Raw genomic sequence first — 17,273 nt, forward strand, 5'->3', positions numbered from 1 at the left:
GTACAATGGGCCGAAATGGCGTATTTATCGGACATATCGTACAGGATTTTGGACGAAAAATGGATCTCTCGCTTCTCGACTGCTTCGTGAAAGTTGCCGATTCCCGTTCGATTTCAGCGGCTTCCCGCCTGTATCGGCTGCCGAAATCGACCCTCAGCCACAAGATCCGGCAGCTGGAGGACGAGTTCGGCATCGAACTCTTCGTGCGCGAGGGGCATCAGCTGCATGTGACCGACGCCGGAGCGGAGTTCCTGCGTTATGCCCGGCTCATCCAGTCGAATTGCGAGGATGCGGCAACGGCGATGGCCGAGATGCGGCAGGAGGTAGCGGGCACGCTGCGCGTCGGCTCGACCGGCGAATTCGGCACGACGATCACATCCGAACTGCTCTACGCATTTCGCCAGCAATATCCGCAGGTCAATCTCGACGTCGTTTTTCTGAGCTCGCGGCAACCGTTCTCCGAGGTCACCGAGCAGGCGCTCGACGGCATCTTTCACTGGGGCGAACCATCAGATGTCGACTACATCAGTCGCCGGCTCTCGGTCTCATCTTACGGTCTCGTTGCGAGCCCCGAATACATCGCCCGGCACGGCGCACCGCTTAAGCCCGACGACCTCGCCGGCCATCGCGGGCTCGTCTTTCGCCAGCAGACACGCCTGCAATCCTGGTATCTGACGCGCGACGGCGATGCCGAGATCGATCTGCTGCCGGCGGCAACCTGCACCACCAACGACTATTGGACGATCAAGTATTTCGCGGTTGCCGGCGAGGGCATCGCCTATCTGCCGGAATTCTTCGTGGAGACGGAGCGGCAAGCGGGTTTGCTTCAGCCTGTTCTGGCCGAATGGAGTTCGCCGAAAACGGCGATCAACCTGATCTATTCGCGCCGGCGGCACGTGTCGAAGCGCTTCAGGGCCTTTGTCGAATTCTGCATCGACTTTTATCGCGACCGGGAGCGCACAGGCATTCCGCGCTACTACGTGGAGAAAGTCAGCATGCCGTCGAATCGTGCGATCCGCTGACGCGGCGCCCTCGCTGAATTCCAGGGTGACATGGGCCGAATACGGAAATATGCCGCAGAACGGTCGCGCGGCGGAAAACAGCAGGCCGCCATATTTGATCTCTTCCGAAATGCCCGCCCCGGACGCCAATGCGATCTCGCGCAGCCGCGAAACAATCGCGAACTGTGTGTCGCCGCGGTCGCGAATATCGGCGAGGAAGGCTTCAATGCGCTTGTCCATAATGGCTCGCTTACGACTCGTTGCAGAATTCTGAACGCACCAATATCACGCGACGTGCGCCGACTATGCTCACGCGATGAGGTGTTTGGGCAGGACGATCCTGGCGGACAATCCACCCCCGACCTTGTTTCGCAAAACCAACGCGGCGCCCGCGTGATCGAGCGCGAGTTCGGCGATGCTCAGGCCGAGGCCGCTGCCGATCGCGGCCTTGAAGCGTCCGCGGAAGAAACGCTCGGTGACGTGGGGCATCTCCTCCGGCGGAATGCCCGGGCCATCGTCATCGATCGCAATCGTGGTCGTTCCGTCGTCGCTTTCAAGCCAGCAGAGGATCGTTCCGCCGGCCGGCGAGTGATGGAGCGCATTTTCCATCAGATTGCGGGCGGCAAGTCGCAGCAGATCCGAATTGGTCCTGACCTGCAGCTTGCAAAGACTGGGGTCGACGACAACCGTCGCGGCACTGCCGGCATGGCCAAGCAGTTCGCTCCTGAGCGAAACCAGCATCTCGCCGGGATTGACCTCGGCCACAGTGCGCGCCGTTTCCGACGCTTCGACCGACGCGATGTCGAGCAACTGCCGGACGAGCCGTCCGGTGCGGTCAACACCAGCAACAATCTGGCCGAGAGCCTTTTCGCGGATTTCGGCATCGTTGCTCGCCAGCGCCACCTGAGCCTGGGTTTTCAGCCCGGCAAGCGGCGTTCTAAGTTCATGGGCGGCAAAGGCGATAAAATTCTGCTCGCGCTGACGTGCGCCGGCGACGCGGCCGAAGAGACCGTTCAATGCGCGAAGCACGGGACTGATCTCGCTCGGTGTTGCGGTCTCCTTGATCGGGTGCAGGTCCGAGGCGTCGCGGGCGGCAAGATCGCCCGCCAGTTTTCTGAGCGGTGCCAGACCACGCCCGACGCTCAGCCAGATCAGGGTCGCCAGCAGCGGTATGATCAGGAGGGCCGGAAAGAGCAGGCCTTTGACGACGTCGTTGACCAGCCTGTCGCGGATGCGCAGGTTGTCGCCGACGAGCACGCGCACGCCAAGCTCGGCATTCTCGACCGCGTAGACCCGCCAGGTTTCGCCATTGATCACCGTCTCGGAAAGGCCGGTCGCATGCGCCGACAGCGTCGTCTCCGGCGCGCTTTCCGACTTGCCGATCAGGGTGCCGTCCAGCGACCAGATCTGGCAAGAAAGCTGCCGGTCGTAATGCGGGTGCTCGAGCACCGGGATCTTTGCCTTCGTCTGCGCCGGCTTATCCGGGTCGATCTCCTGGTTGACCACAAGCGAGCTGACCATCTTCGCCGCCTCCATCAGTCGGGCGTCGAGCACCTGCTCGACCTCGGCGCGGGTGCTGAAGAAGATCCACAGGGTGGCCGAAAGCCACATGAGCCCGGTGGTGACGAGCAATATGAAGAAGAGGCGTGCGCGGATCGATCGCATCAGATGTTGCTGCCGAGCCGGTAGCCGATGCCCCTGACGGTTTCGATCAGGCCAGGGCCGAGCTTGTTGCGCAGGTGATGGATATGCACCTCGACCGCGTTGCTTTCGACCTCTTCCTGCCAGCCGTAAAGCTTGTCCTCCAGCGTCGCCTTCGAAAAGATCGCGCCCGGCTGCGACATCAGCGCATGCAGGATGGAATATTCCCGACGCGAGAGCCGGACCGGCGCGCCTGCCTTTTCCACCGATTGCCGGGCTGGATCGAGCCGGATCGTCGACCATTCGATGAAGGCGGTCGATCGACCGGCGGATCGGCGCGCGAGCGCGCGCAACCGTGCTGCCACCTCATCGAGGTCAAAGGGTTTACCGAGATAGTCGTCGGCGCCCATGTCCAGCCCGCTGACGCGATCGGCGACCGTGTCGCGAGCGGTCAAGAGCAGGACCGGCGTGTCGTTGCGTGCGTCGCGCAGTTTTTTCAGCACGTCCGCACCGGAGCCGTCCGGCAGCATTAGATCGAGGACGACGGCGTCGAACTTGCCTGCGGCCAGCGCCGCGTCGGCGCTCTCCCGGGTGGCGACGGCATCGGTGGTAAAACCGGCGAGCGCCAAGCCGACCTTCAGCCCGTCGCGCAAAATGTCATCGTCTTCGACAATCAGTACCCGCACTTAGGTCTCCACGAATTAACCGACGGCGGTTGTTTAGCACCTCCCTTAAGGCAGCCTTAAGGTAGCGCATTCCTTTGGGCGTCATCGTAACAAGCCCCGAGTCGATGAATGTCCGATATAGATGAACTGAACCCGTTACCATCAGCCAGAACCTATTTGCGATCCGGCGGCTCGCTGACGCGCCGCAGCCTTTTCGTTGGCGCGACGGCCATCCTGCTTTCAGGTTGTGCAGCAACCGCGCGCCCGACACCGAAGCCGACGGTGGTCGAGATGACGCCGCCGCCCAAGGGCACCGTTCCGCCGATGTACTACGCGATGCCGGATGAGCAATTTCCCATTCCCGCGGTCGATGTCTCCCAGGTCGATCCGAAGTTCTGGCGCCAGGAAGTCGACTATCCGACACAGGAGCGGCCGGGCACGATCATCGTCGATACGCCGGCGAAACACCTCTACCACGTGTTGCCCGGCCAGCGCGCCATGCGCTATGGCATCGGTGTCGGCCGCGAGGGTTTTGCCTGGTCCGGGCGGGCGGTGGTCGCCTATAAACGGAAATGGCCGCGCTGGACGCCGCCCGACGAAATGGTGGCGCGGCAGCCGAGGCTCGAGCCCTACAGCATCAAGAACGGCGGCATGGGGCCGGGCCTGAAGAACCCTTTGGGCGCGCGGGCGCTCTATATCCATAAGGACGGCAAGGACACGCTCTACCGCATCCATGGCAGTCCCGAGGCACGGTCGATCGGCAAGGCCGTCTCGTCCGGGTGCATCCGCATGCTCAACCAGGATGTGGTCTATCTGCACGCTCAGGTCCGAGACGGTAGCCCGATCGTCGTCATTCCCGATCCGTCGAAGGCGCATCTCGCCACGAGCTGATCGCGGCTTGTCCGGTCGGTCAATATCGACCGATTAGGGAACATGCATGTCTCTGGCCCGGGCAGGGCCAGAGCGTGGCGGCGCCAATGATGCGAGGTCAGTGGCTCGCAGGTCTCAGTCGTCCCCAGATCGGCGCGACGATGTTGCCCATGACGGCGATGGTTGCAGCGCCGACGACGATCGCCAGCAGGGCCTGCTGCGCCGACGTGGCAATCCAGCCGATCAGACCCGGGGCAACTGGGAGCGCGTGGACCACGGCTTCGGAGATGTCGTGGATGATGTGTTCCGGGCCGGCATATCCCATCTGGGCAAGGCCGTGGACGAGAATGCTGCCGCCGACCCAGAGCATCGCCGCAGTGCCGATGGCGGCGAGAACCTTCAGAAAGATCGGCATGCCGACGACCAGGCCGCGGCCGATGGCGCGTAGCGCCGATACGGAGGTCTTGGCCAGCGCGACGCCCGCATCGTCGGCTTTGACGATCAGGCCGACGACGCCATAGACGGCAAGCGTAATGGCGATGCCGACCGCGGCAAGCACCACGCCCTGCATATAGATGCTGGCATCGGCGACGGTTGAGAGCGTGAGCGCCATGATCTCGGCCGACAGGATGAAATCGGTGCGCACGGCGCCGGCGACCTTCTCGTTTTCAAGCGCGACGGGATCGGTCTTTTCTCCGAGCACGGCGGTTTCGTGCTCATGGGCCGCGTGCGGAAAGAAGACGCCATAAAGTTTCTCGGCGCCCTCGTAGCAGAGGTAGATGCCGCCCAGCATCAACAGCGGGGTGATCGCCCAGGGGGCGAAGTAGCCGAGCAGCAGTGCACCGGGCAACAGGAACAGGATCTTGTTCTTGAGCGAGCCGAGCGCAATGCGGCCGATGATCGGCAGTTCGCGTTCCGGTGTCAGCCCGACGACGTAGCGCGGCGTCACGGCTGCGTCGTCGATGACCACGCCTGCTGCTTTTGCGCCGGCCTTTGCGGTCTGTGCGGCGACGTCGTCAAGCGAGGCGGCCGCCATTTTGGCGATGGCGGCAACGTCGTCGAGCAGGGCGATGAGACCAGTAGCCATTGAACGCGAACCCTTTGCGCTGAAATTCCATGGGGCGGGTGCTCCAGGATTCGGCAGTAACCACCGCCGCGTGCCGAGTCAACGACATGCAAATTCTCTGGCGAGCGGACACCATAACGTGAGGCGAAAAGTGGCTCGTTTCGGTTGACGTAGGAACGCTTTCGATTTACGACTGACGAAATATGAAAATCGTCAGTCGTAAATCGAAAGCGGACTTACATGGATGACAGCATCGACAGCCAGCTGGACGCGACGCGTCAGGAAAACGTCTCGCGGATCCTGGATGCGGCCGAGCGGCTGTTTCGGCATTTCGGCTATTCGAAGACCAATGTGGCCGACATCGCCCGCGATCTCGGCATGTCGCCCGCCAATATCTACCGTTTCTTCGCTTCGAAGGCGGAGATCCATCAGGCGATCTGCGGCCGCATGCTGGCTGCCAGCTATCAGCAGGCTCTGGACATCTGCCGGCAGCCGCTGAGCGCGACCGAGCGCTTGCGGCAATATATCCGCGCACAGCATCAAATGACGGTGGAGGTCATGCTCGACGACCAGAAGGTGCATGAGATGGTCGTCATCGCGATGGAACGCGACTGGCACGTGATCGACAAGCACATCGATCGTCTGCATGCCCTTGTCGCCGATGTGATCCGCGAAGGTATTCTTGCGGGCGAATTCCCCGAGCAGGACGCCGACGCGGCCTCCAGATGTTTCGGCGCCGCGACCGTGATCCTCTGCCACCCGCAGATGGTGGCTCAATGTCTCTCGAAGGAAAATCGGGCGACGCCGGATGAACTGATCGAATTTGCGATCAAGGCACTGAAAAACTGACCAGGCCGGGTAGCGGCCCCCGATGTGTACCGTGTGGCTGATGCCGCCGAGGAGTGCGGAAATGTCTATGCCCGTTCAAACCCGTAGCCGTTTCGCGTTGAGCGCAAGGATGGCTCTTCTTGCCGCGATGTCCCTGGTGCTGGCAGCCTGCTCGCAGGAGCAGGAGGAAGCCAAGCCGGTCTTGCGGCCGGTCAAGGTGGTCGAGATCAGCGATGCCGGACAAGCGCGGCAGATGAACTATTCCGGTGTCGTGCGTGCCCGAACGGAAATGAACCTCGGCTTTCGCATCAACGGCAAGATCACCCAGCGCCTGGTGAATGTCGGCGACCGGGTGAAGTCCGGCGATCCGCTCGCCCGCATCGATGCGACGGACTATGATCTTTCAGTCAAGAGTGCGGCCGCGAACCTTGAGGCCGCCGAGCGCCAGGTCGAGACGACCGCATTGGTTCGCGCACGCGCCGAACAACTCTTTGCCCGGAAAGTCGCCTCCCAGGCGCAGCTCGACCAGGCAACACTCAGCCATAACCAGGCCGTGGCAACGCGCGATGCCGCAAGCTCGGCGCTGTCCCAGGCGAAGAACCAGGTGACCTATACCGAACTGGTTGCTGACCGTAGCGGCATCGTCGCTGCAATTGCTGCCGATGTCGGACAGGTGGTCGGCTCCGGCACGCCTGTCGCCACCGTCGCCGTCGACGGCGAGAAGGAAGTGCTCATCGCCGTCCCGGAAGTCGATGTCGCCAATTTCAAACCGGGCATGGCGGTAAAGGCCGGCTTCTGGTCCGATCAGGGCCTGATCCTCGACGGCAAGGTGCGCGAGGTCGCGGGCAGTGCCGAACAGCCGTCGCGAACTTTTGCCGTGCGCGTCAGTCTGCCCAACGATCCGCGCATTCTGCTCGGCATGACCGCAACCATCCTGGCTTCGGCTGATGACGCCGAGCGCCACATGTCCGTGCCCTTGAGCGCTTTGGCTCAGAAGGACGGTGAAACAACGGTGTGGGTCGTCGACCGTGACAGCGAGACCGTGAAGAGCAGGACGATCACCGTTGCCGACTTTACCGGCGAGGGCGTGCGCGTGGTCGACGGGCTGAAGCGCGGCGATCTGATCGTTGCCGCCGGCACGCAGTTCATGACCGAAGACCTGAAGGTTGCGATATCGGGCGATATCGCCCGCCAGTCCGCCGCGACCGACAAGACCGCAGCCGCCGAAATCGTGCGCTGAACCAACCCAACCGCGGAATGATGCCGATGTCCCTACCGTCAGAAGAAAAACGGCCTTTCAATCTTTCGCGCTGGGCGATCGCCCATCCCAGTATCGCGCGGTTCCTGTTCGGCCTGATCATCATCACCGGCGCGCTCGGTTTGATGCGGATGGGGCAGAAGGAAGATCCGGACTTCACCTTCCGCGTCATGGTCGTGCAGGCTTTCTGGCCGGGCGCCTCGATCCAGGAGATGGAGGATCAGGTCGTCAACAAGATCGAGCGCAAGCTGCAGGAAACCCCGCATCTCGATTTCGTGCGCTCCTATACCCGCGCCGGAAGCGCGATCATCACCCTGCAGGTCGAGGGTGACACGAATGCCCAGCAGGTGGCCGACGCGTTCTATCAGGTCCGCAAGAAAGTCGGTGATATCGCCAGTGAGCTGCCGGAAGGGCTGCACGGGCCCTATTTCAACGACGAGTTCGGCGACACCTTCATCACGCTGCATTCATTGAGCGGCGACGGTTACAGCTATCCCGAACTGAAGAAGTTCGCGATCCAGGCGCGCGACATGCTGCTGACGACACCCGGCGTCGAGAAGGCGGTGATCCTCGGCGATCAACCCGAAAAGATCTATATCGACGTTTCTTCCAAGGTGTTGGCTGCGCGCGGGCTGACGCTCAACGACCTCAGGAATACCATCGCCGGTCAGAACAATGTCGATCCCGCAGGTTCGGTCGATACCGGTTCGCGCTCCGTGCGCATTTCCGTCGAGGGCGGCCTCGACAAGGTCGAGGATCTGCGCAACCTCAGCCTGACGGCCGGTGGGCAGGTCACCCGCCTCGGCGATATCGCCACCGTCTCCTCGGGCCTGGAGGATCCCTATTCTCGCAAGTTCCGCTTCAACGGTCAGGACAGCGTGCAGATCGGCGTGGTGATGGCCAAGGGCTTCAAGGTGACCGATGTCGGTACGGCCGTCGAAGAGACCTATCAGCGTTTCGAGGCGGCCTTGCCCTACGGCATGGTCGTCGATCAGATCTCCAACCAGCCGGAAGTGGTCAAGGAGGCCGTTGGGGAATTCATGAAGGCACTCGGCGAGGCGCTGGTGATCGTGCTTGTTGTCTCGTTCCTGTCGATCGGCTGGCGCTCCGGCCTGGTGATCGCCATCACCATTCCGCTGGTGCTGGCGGCGACCTTTGCCATCATGTACGAGCTTGGCATTGACCTGCAGCGCATCTCGCTCGGGGCGCTGATCATCGCTCTCGGGCTCCTGGTCGATGACGCGATGATTGTTGTCGAGATGATGGAGCGCAAGCTGGAGGAGGGGCTGATCAAGGTCGAGGCAGCAAGCTTCGCCTATTCTTCGACGGCCTTCCCGATGCTAACGGGCACGCTGATTACCACCGCCGGCTTCATCCCGGTCGGTTTTGCCGCCTCGACGGCGGGCGAATATGTCCGCTCGCTGTTCTACGTCGTCGGCATCGCGCTGGTGGTCTCGTGGTTCGTCGCCGTCTACTTCACGCCCTGGCTCGGCAACATGATCCTGAAGCAGCGCTCCCATGCCGGCGGCCATCACGATGTCTTCGACACTCGCTTCTATCGGCGGCTGCGCTCGACGGTCTCCTGGGCGGTTCACCATCGCATCATCGTGCTGTCGATGACGCTTGTCGCCTTCTTCGTCAGCCTGTGGGCGTTCCAGTTCATACCCAAGAACTTCTTCCCGCAATCCTCCCGTCCGGAAATCCTCGTCGATCTCTGGCTGCCGGAAGGCACCAGCATCAAGCAAGTCGAAAGTGAGGCCAAGGCGCTCGAAGCGCGGATGATCGACGATGCGGACAAACGCTTCATCGCGACCTATATCGGCGAGGGCGCGCCGCGCTTCTTCCTGCCGCTCGACCAGCAATTGCGCAATCCGAACTTCGCCCAGCTCCTCGTCATGGCCAATGACGAGCCGGCGCGCGAACGGCTGATCGTCAAGCTGCGCAAGATCCTTGCCGAGGATTTCCCGTCGATCCGCTCCAAGGTCGATCGCCTTTTCCTCGGCCCGCCGACCGGCTGGCCGGTACAGATGCGCGTCATGGGGCCGGATCGCCAGGAGGTGCGCCGCATCGCCGATCAGGTGAAGGCGAAGTTCGCCGAAAACCCGCAGCTCGGTGCCGTGCACGACGATTGGCTGGAGCCGGTGACGGCAATGAAGCTGGTCATCGACCAGGATCGCGCCCGTGCGCTCGGCGTCACCTCGCAGCGCGTCCGGCAGATGCTGCAGGCCACCATGTCCGGCGTGCCGCTCGACAACTTCCGTGATGGCGAGGAGACGGTCTCGATCGTCGCCCGTGAGCCGGATGCGACCCGTGCGCTGCTCTCGTCGGTGGAATCCGTCTACATCCCGACCGATTTCGGCAGCTTCGTTCCGTTGTCTCAGGTGGCCAAGGTCGTGCCCGTGCTCGAGCAAGGCATCGAATGGCGCAGGGACCGGCTGCCGACGATTACCGTTCGCGGCACCTTGCCCGACGGCGTGCAGCCGAACGATGTGGCGTTGAAGATGTATGGCGACATGCAGACGCTGCGCGATGGTCTTTCGCCCGGATACAGCATCAGCATCCAGGGCGGCGCCGAAGACGCGGCCGAAAGCCAGGGTTCGATCGCCGCCAAGGCGCCGATCATGCTGGCGGTCATCGTCGTGCTCTTGATGGTCCAGCTGCAGCATTTCGGCAAGGCGATGCTGGTTCTGGCAACCGGTCCGCTCGGCATAATCGGGGCGGCGGCGGCGCTGCTGATCAGCGGCGCCCCCTTCGGCTTCGTCGCCATCCTCGGGGTTATCGCGTTGCTCGGCATCATCATGCGCAACTCGATCATCCTGGTGGACCAGATCGATCAGGACATTGCCGCGGGCATGGATCGCTCCGAAGCTATCATCGGCTCGGCCGTGCGCAGGTTCCGTCCGATCACGCTGACGGCACTGACCGCGGTTCTGGCGCTGATCCCGATCTCGCGCGGCGTCTTCTGGGGGCCCTTGGCCTATGCGATGATGGGCGGCATCCTTGTCGCCACCGTTCTGACAATTCTGGTGCTGCCGGCCGGTTACGCGCTCTTCTTCGGCCGGGAGCCGAAGAAGCAGACATCAGAACCGGAATCCGTTGAAGCGGGCAAGGCCGAGCCTGCGGCGCCGATGATCTATCCGCCTGCGGTTGCTGCCGAGTAGCGCTGACGGCGCCGCCATAGCAGCTACCAGCTCGGCGCCCCCGGAGCGCTCTATCGATTGAAGGCGGTCGCGCGATTGTGCGGCCGCCTTTCTCGATAAATCGATGCCGATCAAGAAATTATGCAGTAGGGTCGCCCGCGTTCAGGTGCCTTCCAGGGGATTCGGGTGAAGCGAAGCGTTTTCTTCTGCAGTACGATGGTTTGCGCATTTTCGTTGCCGTGCATGGCGCATGCGGAATGGCAGGCGGTGGAAAAGGTCCGCACCTATGCGATCTCGGGGCAGACCGGCGCCGAGCTTTATGCGTCGATCGGCGAGCGGGGGCCAAAGGTCGGCGGGCTGGTTCGGGCCATCGCTCACACGGACTTCAAGCTGACCTGGACCCGGAAATACGAGCCGCAAGGCAACGCCTGCACGCTCGTTTCGGCCAAGCCGAAGCTCATCATCACCTATACGCTGCCGAAGCCGTCGAAGCCGCTGCAGGGGGCCATGGTAGAGAACTGGGAAACCTTTTTCGCAGGCGTTCGCAAGCACGAGCTTGTTCACGGTGACTACATCAAGGATCTGGTGAAGGCGATCGAGACCACATCAGTCGGGCTCTCGGTAGACGCAGACCCCAACTGCCGCAAGATCAGGACTGAGCTGACGAGGCGGCTCGGCGAGCTGTCTGTTGCTCAACGCCAGAGAAGCCGGGACTTCGACCGCGTCGAACTCAGTGATGGCGGCAATATCCACCAACTCATTCTCAATCTCGTCAATGGTGCCGGAAGCCGTTGACCGAGGCTCACGGGCATGCGCCATTTCGTGCGCCGCAACGGCATCCCCGACAATCTCTTGCCGGGGCGCATCTCGAAACTACACATGCCGGCCCATATCGGCCAGATGCCGGATATAGGAGACGAGTCAGCCGATCGCGAACCACGGTCAGCAGGCCGTGATCAAAAACACGCCTGCCGGAGCCTTCGTTATTCGCAACGTCTGCCGGTTCGTTTGCTATCGGCGGCTTACTTCATGAATTCTCTGATCTTGTAGGCGACCTCGGTGCGGTTGGTCGCGTTCAGCTTTTTCATGATGTTTCTAATGTGAACCTTCACGGTGCTTTCACACAGATCCATCTCATAGGCGATGATCTTGTTTGCCTTTCCACGGCGCAAGGCTTCGGCGACTTCGATTTCCCGAGGCGTGAACAGGCTGTCGGAGCAACGGGCGCCATTCACGACCGAATTTATTGCCTCTCTCATCGTCAGGATGCTGCTTGCCGGAACGAAGACGCCACCGGCGCGCGCCAGCGCAATCGCTTCGGCGGCGACATTGATGCCGACATTGCTTGGAATGTAGCCACGGGCACCGCATTCCAATGCCTTGAGAATTTGGCCGAGTTCATCCGTTTCGGCAACCACGATCACTGGGCTATATTTGAACTTCTCAACCAGAGTTTCGATCTTTTCGCAGACGGCAAGGTCACCCACTTTGCCGCCGCCGACGATGAGAAGAACGGCGGAAGGGTCTGTCTGCAATTTGCGGCCGCGCCACTCGTCAAAGGATCCGACTGTGACGATCGTCAGCCCGGGGTCATAGCCCGTCAGGCTTTTCGACAGGCACTCCCGGTCGAGAGCACGAGGGTCGATGAGCAGGATGTAGTCGAGATCTTCCTCCTGATCGGTCATATCCGAACCCGCCAGACTTTGGGGAAGACGCTGTTCCAGTACGCTTGGGAGGGATGTCGGTCGCGTCGTGGAGGTTCTTGCAATTGTTGCTGTACGAATATCCATTGAATTTTCTCCTTTTTATTCTTATTTTGTTAGGTGTAAATATTCTAGATACAAGTATTGGTGTTGATATTCCCTCAGGGTCCTCTCGTATTTTCTTCTTATATTTTGGTAATCAGATCACATATATTGTCGGTGCGCATTAACACAGGTTAAAGCCCTCGCAATGAATCAACCGGAATTCGTGCTGAGATAGCCCGGATCGAAGTCCACCAATTCGGCCAGGCGTCTGCGATCGAGAAATTCGACGATGCCATTCCTGAACGACAACAATCCCTTCAACCTCATCTCCTTCAGAACGCGATTGATGTGCACGGTCGACAGGCCGACGGCGTCGCCGATGTCGGACTGCGTCAGCGGGCAATCGAAACCGTCAAATCCCAGCCTGTCGGGTCTACCTGCGCGGACTGCGAGCTCGAGCAAGAGATGCCCGGTACGCTCCAGTGCGTCGCGGCGTGCAATGTTTGCCAGCCGCTCGGTCATCCTGACCTGGCGCTTGAGCATCTCGTGCACGAAGTTCTGCTGGATTCTCTGCGACAGATTGGGGCCGCCGGTGCCGGGAGGCACCGCGAACTCGTAGACGGCAACGTCGGACAGCGCCTGGATTGTCTCCTGCGTCATTTCCGACGACAGGGTCCAGAGCATATCTCCGCGCAGCATGAAATCGATGACGATGCGGGTGCCATTTGCCAGAATCTTCCGGCTGACGCACCAGCCGGAGATGAAGAACAGGACGCACGATCGACCTTCGGGCTCGAACAGTATCGAGCCCGCCGGGAATACCCGTTTTCGCGCCACGGAGAGTTCGGACCTCTGCTGATCCGTGTCGAAACTCGACAATTCTCTAAACCGTGACGATCCTATAAATGCCCCAAGTTGCCCCACCATAAAGGCGCACTCTCTCTTCGGTCCATTCGATTGTACTTAAGTATATAGCAAACAACCGGTGGTTAGGAATATTACCCAAGAGGATTAGTAATGGCGGGAAATCACATCGATATGAGCTTAATCCGGCCGGGTGGGTACCGGTCCTAATTAGCTGAAGCATTTGGGTTTTGGACCACTAAGGTGCCGATCACCGCGCGATCAACACTGTGTGACCCGTTACGGTTAGAGACCGTGCGACAACGCATAGCCGGATAAGGCTCTGCCGCTTGGCACAGCCACCGGCTGAATCGTCGGGCTTGCGCTGCGGTTTTGGTGAGCCTCCAGGCACTCTCGCAGCTGCGAGATGCCGTTGCGGGCTTGATTGAGTATCGAGGCATGGGCCGCGGGATCGATGCCCTTGCGGGCTGCCTCTTCAAGCAAGGAGGCCACATCGCGAGCGGAGATGTCGGGTCCGTTGGCAAAATACTCCGGTCGGCCAACGAACTGGAAGAAGCCTTCGACTTTCGCATCCCAGCCGAGACCGACCTGCGGCACGCCGAGGGAATAGGCGGCGATGCAGGCGTGAAGGCGATGTGCCAGTATCACCTGCGTCGATGCGATGATGTGGATCAGTTCCTCGGGCGTTTTGGGACGAGGGGCGAGGTAGAGATCACCGCTGTCGATGTGATCGGCGAGACCGTCACCGCCGAGAATGCGCCGCGCAAAGGCCTGGTCTTCCTGGGCTCCATTGGTGAAGAGGCAGATCCGATATCCGGCGTCGAGCATCAGGCTTAGCAGTTGGTGATAGTCGTCGGCATGCCGAAAAGGAGTTCCAGTCGAGCCATGGCTGGAATGTCGGCGCAGAATGAGCGGGTCGGTGACGCAGATGCCGATTGCCCGGTCATCTGCCTTCAGTGGCGCAAGCGCGTGGCACGCGACGATTTCCCGGACGAGCAGCCCGGGATCGGGCAGTATCCGGGCGTGCGGGCCGGATGGAAAATGGCCGAGCCAGTTGCGGCCGGCGATAGTATCACGGACCGAAATGTGGACGACTTGGCTCTCATCGATCATGCCGAAAAGTTGCCTTGCCTGCGACGACCAGTCCCGGCTGGTGCCGACGGCATAGACCGCCAGCGGCTTGCCGCTGCGGTTGATACAATCGAGTGCTGCACCGACTTTCAGCGGGAAGTTCAGGTCGTCGTCCTGAAACAGGTTTCCCCCGCCGATGACGACCGCATCCGCGGCGTCAATCTCCTTTTGCCATTCGACCTGCAATCGACGGAGTGTCGGGCCAAGCGCCTGTCTTACGACCAGCCGACGCGCGAATGACGGCAGCGCTTGCAGTACCTTCAGCAACAGTCGGCGGCGCCCGCCACCGCCGGTGCCGAATGCCGTCCTGCCGGCGAGATCGATCGTCTTGACCTCCAGCCCCTTGGCCCCGCGCGCCAGCGCAATCTCCAGGCACTGCGCCAGAATGCCGTCACCAAGGTTTTCGCTGTATTTGACGTTAAAGATGACGATTTTCATCGGGAGCCTCCCATACGGCGCGGGCTTGTCGCACCAACCAGTCGCGGTCGTGGCGCTTCTGCCTCGGCGATTTGCCGGCATGTCAGCGCCGACGCGCTGCCGGCGAGAATGTAGAACATCAGGCCCAGATCATAGACGGTGCCCGATACGAGAGCGGTGCTCAGGGCCGCGATAAAGCCGGCCTTTGCCGCCCGAAGCGCGGCAAGGCTTTCCGCCCGCCGCCCGGCGTCTGGTGCCGCGCGAGCGCACAGAATGGCCGCGACGAAGACCCAGAAGATGGCGAGCCCAAGGACCCCGACATTCGAGAGCAGAACCAGTAGATAGCTGGAGGCGCGGGCGCTCCCCAGGCCGGCCCCCATGCCGGAGGTGTTGACGAACGCCTCATAGGCGGCGGCGTTCCACATCGCGCGCTCGCGGCCGGACTGGCTGTCGGCCTTTGACAGCAGCATCTCATCGAGAAAATCGTAAACAGTCGACACCACCTCCGGGAACAAGTTGACGACCGTGAGGATGACGAGCGGTACGACCAGGAAGAGGGCGGCGAGAAACACCGGACGTCCGGGCTTTCTCCGTTCGAAGACCGTCACAATCGAACGTATCCAGAGAAACGGGAAGACCACGGCCAACCCGAGCAGTGCTGTGGCAGAAGTCGAAAACACCAGGCCGGCAAGCGAGGCGATCGCCAGGAGGGCTGTCGCCCGTGAGCGCACCCGGTCGAGCCAGAGGCTCGCGGTCGCGGCAAACAGGATCAAGGTGTAGTCGGCAAAGGCCGACGCCTCGGGGAACGATCCGGAAATCCGTTTCAACCCACCTTTTTCCGCGGCGGTCAGGAGGGCGTAGTTGGCCGTCCGTACCACGCTCAGCAGATACTCGGTGCCGGAGAAATAAGTGAGGATGTCGGCCGCGGCGAAGGCGAGGTTGACGGTGGCGGCAATGAGGATGGCGTGGACGAGGTGCGACGGCGCGGCCGTCCGGCGCAGATAGGCATGGCAGAATCCGAAGCAGGCAAGTCCGCCGAGTGCATAGACGGCCTGCGTTATGTTGTTGGACGAAAACCGCAGCGGTGACAGCGATATGAAGCTTCTCGCACCAACAGATCGCTCGACCGTCATCACGTCGACGGCGCCCTGGAACAGGCGAGGCGACAGGATCGCCGTCAGCACGCCGAAAAGGGTGAGCACCATCAGCCAGAAGCCGGCACCGGCAGGCACGAAGGCCGCCAGCACCGGACCTTCGCCATAGGCCATCAGGACCCTGAGGCCGAAGAACAGCAGGAAAACATTTGGAACGAGGATGGATGCGCCGCCAAGTGCCGGAAGGCCGATGGCAGCGGCAGAGCCGAGAGCGGTTGAGACGACCATGAACGTCAACGCCCAGTGGATGGGCGCCATCAGCACGCCCAACCCCACAAGCACGGTAACGAAGCCGATCAGTTCAAAGCTCATGCCACCAGTTCCAGTTGCTGAAACGATCCTATCAAAGGGGGCATGTTGCGTATTTACGCCTCCGGCTAAGCCTTTCGCATAAAGCCGCGGCCTGAATCGGTAATGGACCCGCGGTAGCGCCCCGCGTTAGTTTGCACCATGACCCCATCTGTTCGCGAAGTTCGCCCGTATTGGGCACGCCGCCTGCCAGTTCGGCTTTTCGTCCGGCCTGTCGTCGGCTGCCTGTGGCTGATGATGCTTGTGTCGGCGACCCATGCCGATGGGTACACGGCCGGCGACACGGGCGACGAGCTTCCTGTCGACGACATGCCGCTGACCTTTGACGAGACCTTCGATGATCTGAGCGTGTCCGCCTGGGGGCCCGGCACCCGCTGGATCGCGCATACGCCGTGGTCGGGGGATTTTGGTGGCGCCCGCTTTGCCAACCCCGGTGAGCGCTCGCCGTTTAAGACTGAAAACGGCATTCTGAGGATCGAGGCCAAGCGCGACCCGGAAGGTGACTGGCAGTCAGGCCTGCTCGCCTCGGTGGACGCCAAGGGCAATGGCTTTGCCCAGCAATACGGCTATTTCGAAATGCGTGCGCGTTTGCCGGTCGGTCCGGGCGTATGGCCCGCATTCTGGCTGATCGGCAAGGACCGCTCGAAGTCGACGGCCGAGATAGACGTGATGGAATTCTACGGTGACAAGCCGGAAGGATACTCCTCTGTCATCCATGTCTGGCATCGCGATGACAAGGACGATTCCCAATTCAGTCGGATCGAGGTATTTCGCGACGCCGACCCCCAGGATTTTCATACCTATGGGGTGAAGATCGATTCCGAATTCATCCGGATGTACTTTGACCGGAAACTCGTGTGGAAGGCCGAAACGCGGCCTGAGCACCGGCAGCCGATGTACGTGCTGCTCAACCTCGCGCTCGTCGAAAAAACCGCCGATCGGGCGCCGGACCCATCCCACATGTTCATCGATTATGTCAGGGCATACGACCTTCAATAGGCGCCCCTCGCCAGGTCGTTTTCACCGCGTTTGATCCGCCAGGGTCGGCGCGGCAGGCGACCTCGAAAAATCCTGCGAAAACAAAGAGATGGAACACGATTCCGGCCGCCTATCGGGCGCCTCGTCCGTGCATAGCCGTGGCTTCCATCCCCTTAAGGACTAAGCGGGCCTAACCCTTTTGA

14 protein-coding genes are annotated in these 17,273 nt (G+C 61.5%); 7 read left to right on the forward strand and 7 right to left on the reverse strand.

Going from position 1 to position 17,273, the window contains the following annotated elements:
* Positions 1–59: 59 nt before the first annotated feature.
* On the forward strand, positions 60–1,022 hold the full coding sequence (locus tag IB264_RS27750; RefSeq protein ID WP_057224015.1) for a LysR family transcriptional regulator: 963 nt from the start codon (positions 60–62) through the stop codon (positions 1,020–1,022).
* Positions 1,023–1,310: 288 nt separating this feature from the next.
* On the opposite strand, the gene IB264_RS27755 is transcribed toward IB264_RS27750, so the two are convergent.
* Both IB264_RS27755 and IB264_RS27760 read right to left on the reverse strand, forming a co-directional pair.
* Positions 1,311–2,666 carry an ATP-binding protein gene (locus tag IB264_RS27755; protein WP_057207530.1) on the reverse strand — a complete coding sequence of 452 codons (1,356 nt, stop codon included), beginning with the start codon at positions 2,664–2,666 and terminating at the stop codon, positions 1,311–1,313.
* A complete protein-coding gene (locus tag IB264_RS27760; protein ID WP_057207531.1) occupies positions 2,666–3,328 on the reverse strand; it encodes a response regulator transcription factor in 663 nt (220 codons plus the stop codon). Before IB264_RS27760 ends, IB264_RS27755 begins: the two co-directional genes overlap by 1 nt.
* Before the next feature lie 108 nt (positions 3,329–3,436).
* Between IB264_RS27760 and IB264_RS27765 the strand changes: the two genes are divergently transcribed.
* Positions 3,437–4,198, forward strand: coding sequence for a L,D-transpeptidase (locus IB264_RS27765; protein WP_038577748.1), 762 nt, complete (start codon positions 3,437–3,439; stop codon positions 4,196–4,198).
* A gap of 97 nt (positions 4,199–4,295) precedes the next feature.
* Here the strand turns inward: IB264_RS27765 and IB264_RS27770 are convergent, their stop codons facing one another.
* The gene (locus tag IB264_RS27770; RefSeq protein ID WP_025428335.1) at positions 4,296–5,264 is read right to left on the reverse strand and encodes a DUF808 domain-containing protein; all 969 of its coding nucleotides are present in this window, start codon (positions 5,262–5,264) and stop codon (positions 4,296–4,298) included.
* 219 nt (positions 5,265–5,483) lie between these two features.
* Here IB264_RS27770 and IB264_RS27775 point away from each other — a divergent pair, with 219 nt between their 5' ends.
* From IB264_RS27775 to IB264_RS27790, 4 genes are all read left to right on the forward strand, one after another.
* Positions 5,484–6,092, forward strand: a complete 609-nt coding sequence (locus IB264_RS27775; RefSeq protein ID WP_025428336.1) for a TetR family transcriptional regulator — start codon at positions 5,484–5,486, stop codon at positions 6,090–6,092.
* Positions 6,093–6,159: 67 nt separating this feature from the next.
* Positions 6,160–7,311, forward strand: coding sequence for an efflux RND transporter periplasmic adaptor subunit (locus IB264_RS27780; protein WP_156612949.1), 1,152 nt, complete (start codon positions 6,160–6,162; stop codon positions 7,309–7,311).
* Between the two features lie 26 nt (positions 7,312–7,337).
* Positions 7,338–10,490 carry an efflux RND transporter permease subunit gene (locus tag IB264_RS27785; protein WP_057224084.1) on the forward strand — a complete coding sequence of 1,051 codons (3,153 nt, stop codon included), beginning with the start codon at positions 7,338–7,340 and terminating at the stop codon, positions 10,488–10,490.
* A 222-nt stretch (positions 10,491–10,712) separates the two neighbouring features.
* Positions 10,713–11,264 (forward strand): DUF922 domain-containing Zn-dependent protease, encoded by a 552-nt coding sequence (locus tag IB264_RS27790; protein ID WP_234908000.1) that lies wholly within the window; start codon positions 10,713–10,715, stop codon positions 11,262–11,264.
* A gap of 227 nt (positions 11,265–11,491) precedes the next feature.
* Here IB264_RS27790 and IB264_RS27795 read toward each other — a convergent pair whose 3' ends face one another.
* From IB264_RS27795 to IB264_RS27810, 4 genes are all read right to left on the reverse strand, one after another.
* On the reverse strand, positions 11,492–12,154 hold the full coding sequence (locus IB264_RS27795; protein ID WP_025428340.1) for a response regulator transcription factor: 663 nt from the start codon (positions 12,152–12,154) through the stop codon (positions 11,492–11,494).
* 273 nt (positions 12,155–12,427) lie between these two features.
* Positions 12,428–13,096, reverse strand: a complete 669-nt coding sequence (locus IB264_RS27800) for a Crp/Fnr family transcriptional regulator (protein ID WP_025428341.1) — start codon at positions 13,094–13,096, stop codon at positions 12,428–12,430.
* Between the two features lie 270 nt (positions 13,097–13,366).
* Positions 13,367–14,650 carry a polysaccharide pyruvyl transferase family protein gene (locus tag IB264_RS27805; protein WP_057224019.1) on the reverse strand — a complete coding sequence of 428 codons (1,284 nt, stop codon included), beginning with the start codon at positions 14,648–14,650 and terminating at the stop codon, positions 13,367–13,369.
* The gene (locus tag IB264_RS27810; RefSeq protein ID WP_025428343.1) at positions 14,647–16,095 is read right to left on the reverse strand and encodes a hypothetical protein; all 1,449 of its coding nucleotides are present in this window, start codon (positions 16,093–16,095) and stop codon (positions 14,647–14,649) included. Before IB264_RS27810 ends, IB264_RS27805 begins: the two co-directional genes overlap by 4 nt.
* Positions 16,096–16,233: 138 nt before the next feature.
* Between IB264_RS27810 and IB264_RS27815 the strand changes: the two genes are divergently transcribed.
* On the forward strand, positions 16,234–17,091 hold the full coding sequence (locus tag IB264_RS27815) for a glycoside hydrolase family 16 protein (protein ID WP_246811836.1): 858 nt from the start codon (positions 16,234–16,236) through the stop codon (positions 17,089–17,091).
* The last annotated feature ends 182 nt before the right edge of the window (positions 17,092–17,273 follow it).

The sequence above is a fragment of the Ensifer sp. ENS11 genome (genome assembly GCF_014851895.1).
Classification (GTDB): Bacteria; Pseudomonadota; Alphaproteobacteria; order Rhizobiales; family Rhizobiaceae; genus Ensifer; species Ensifer canadensis.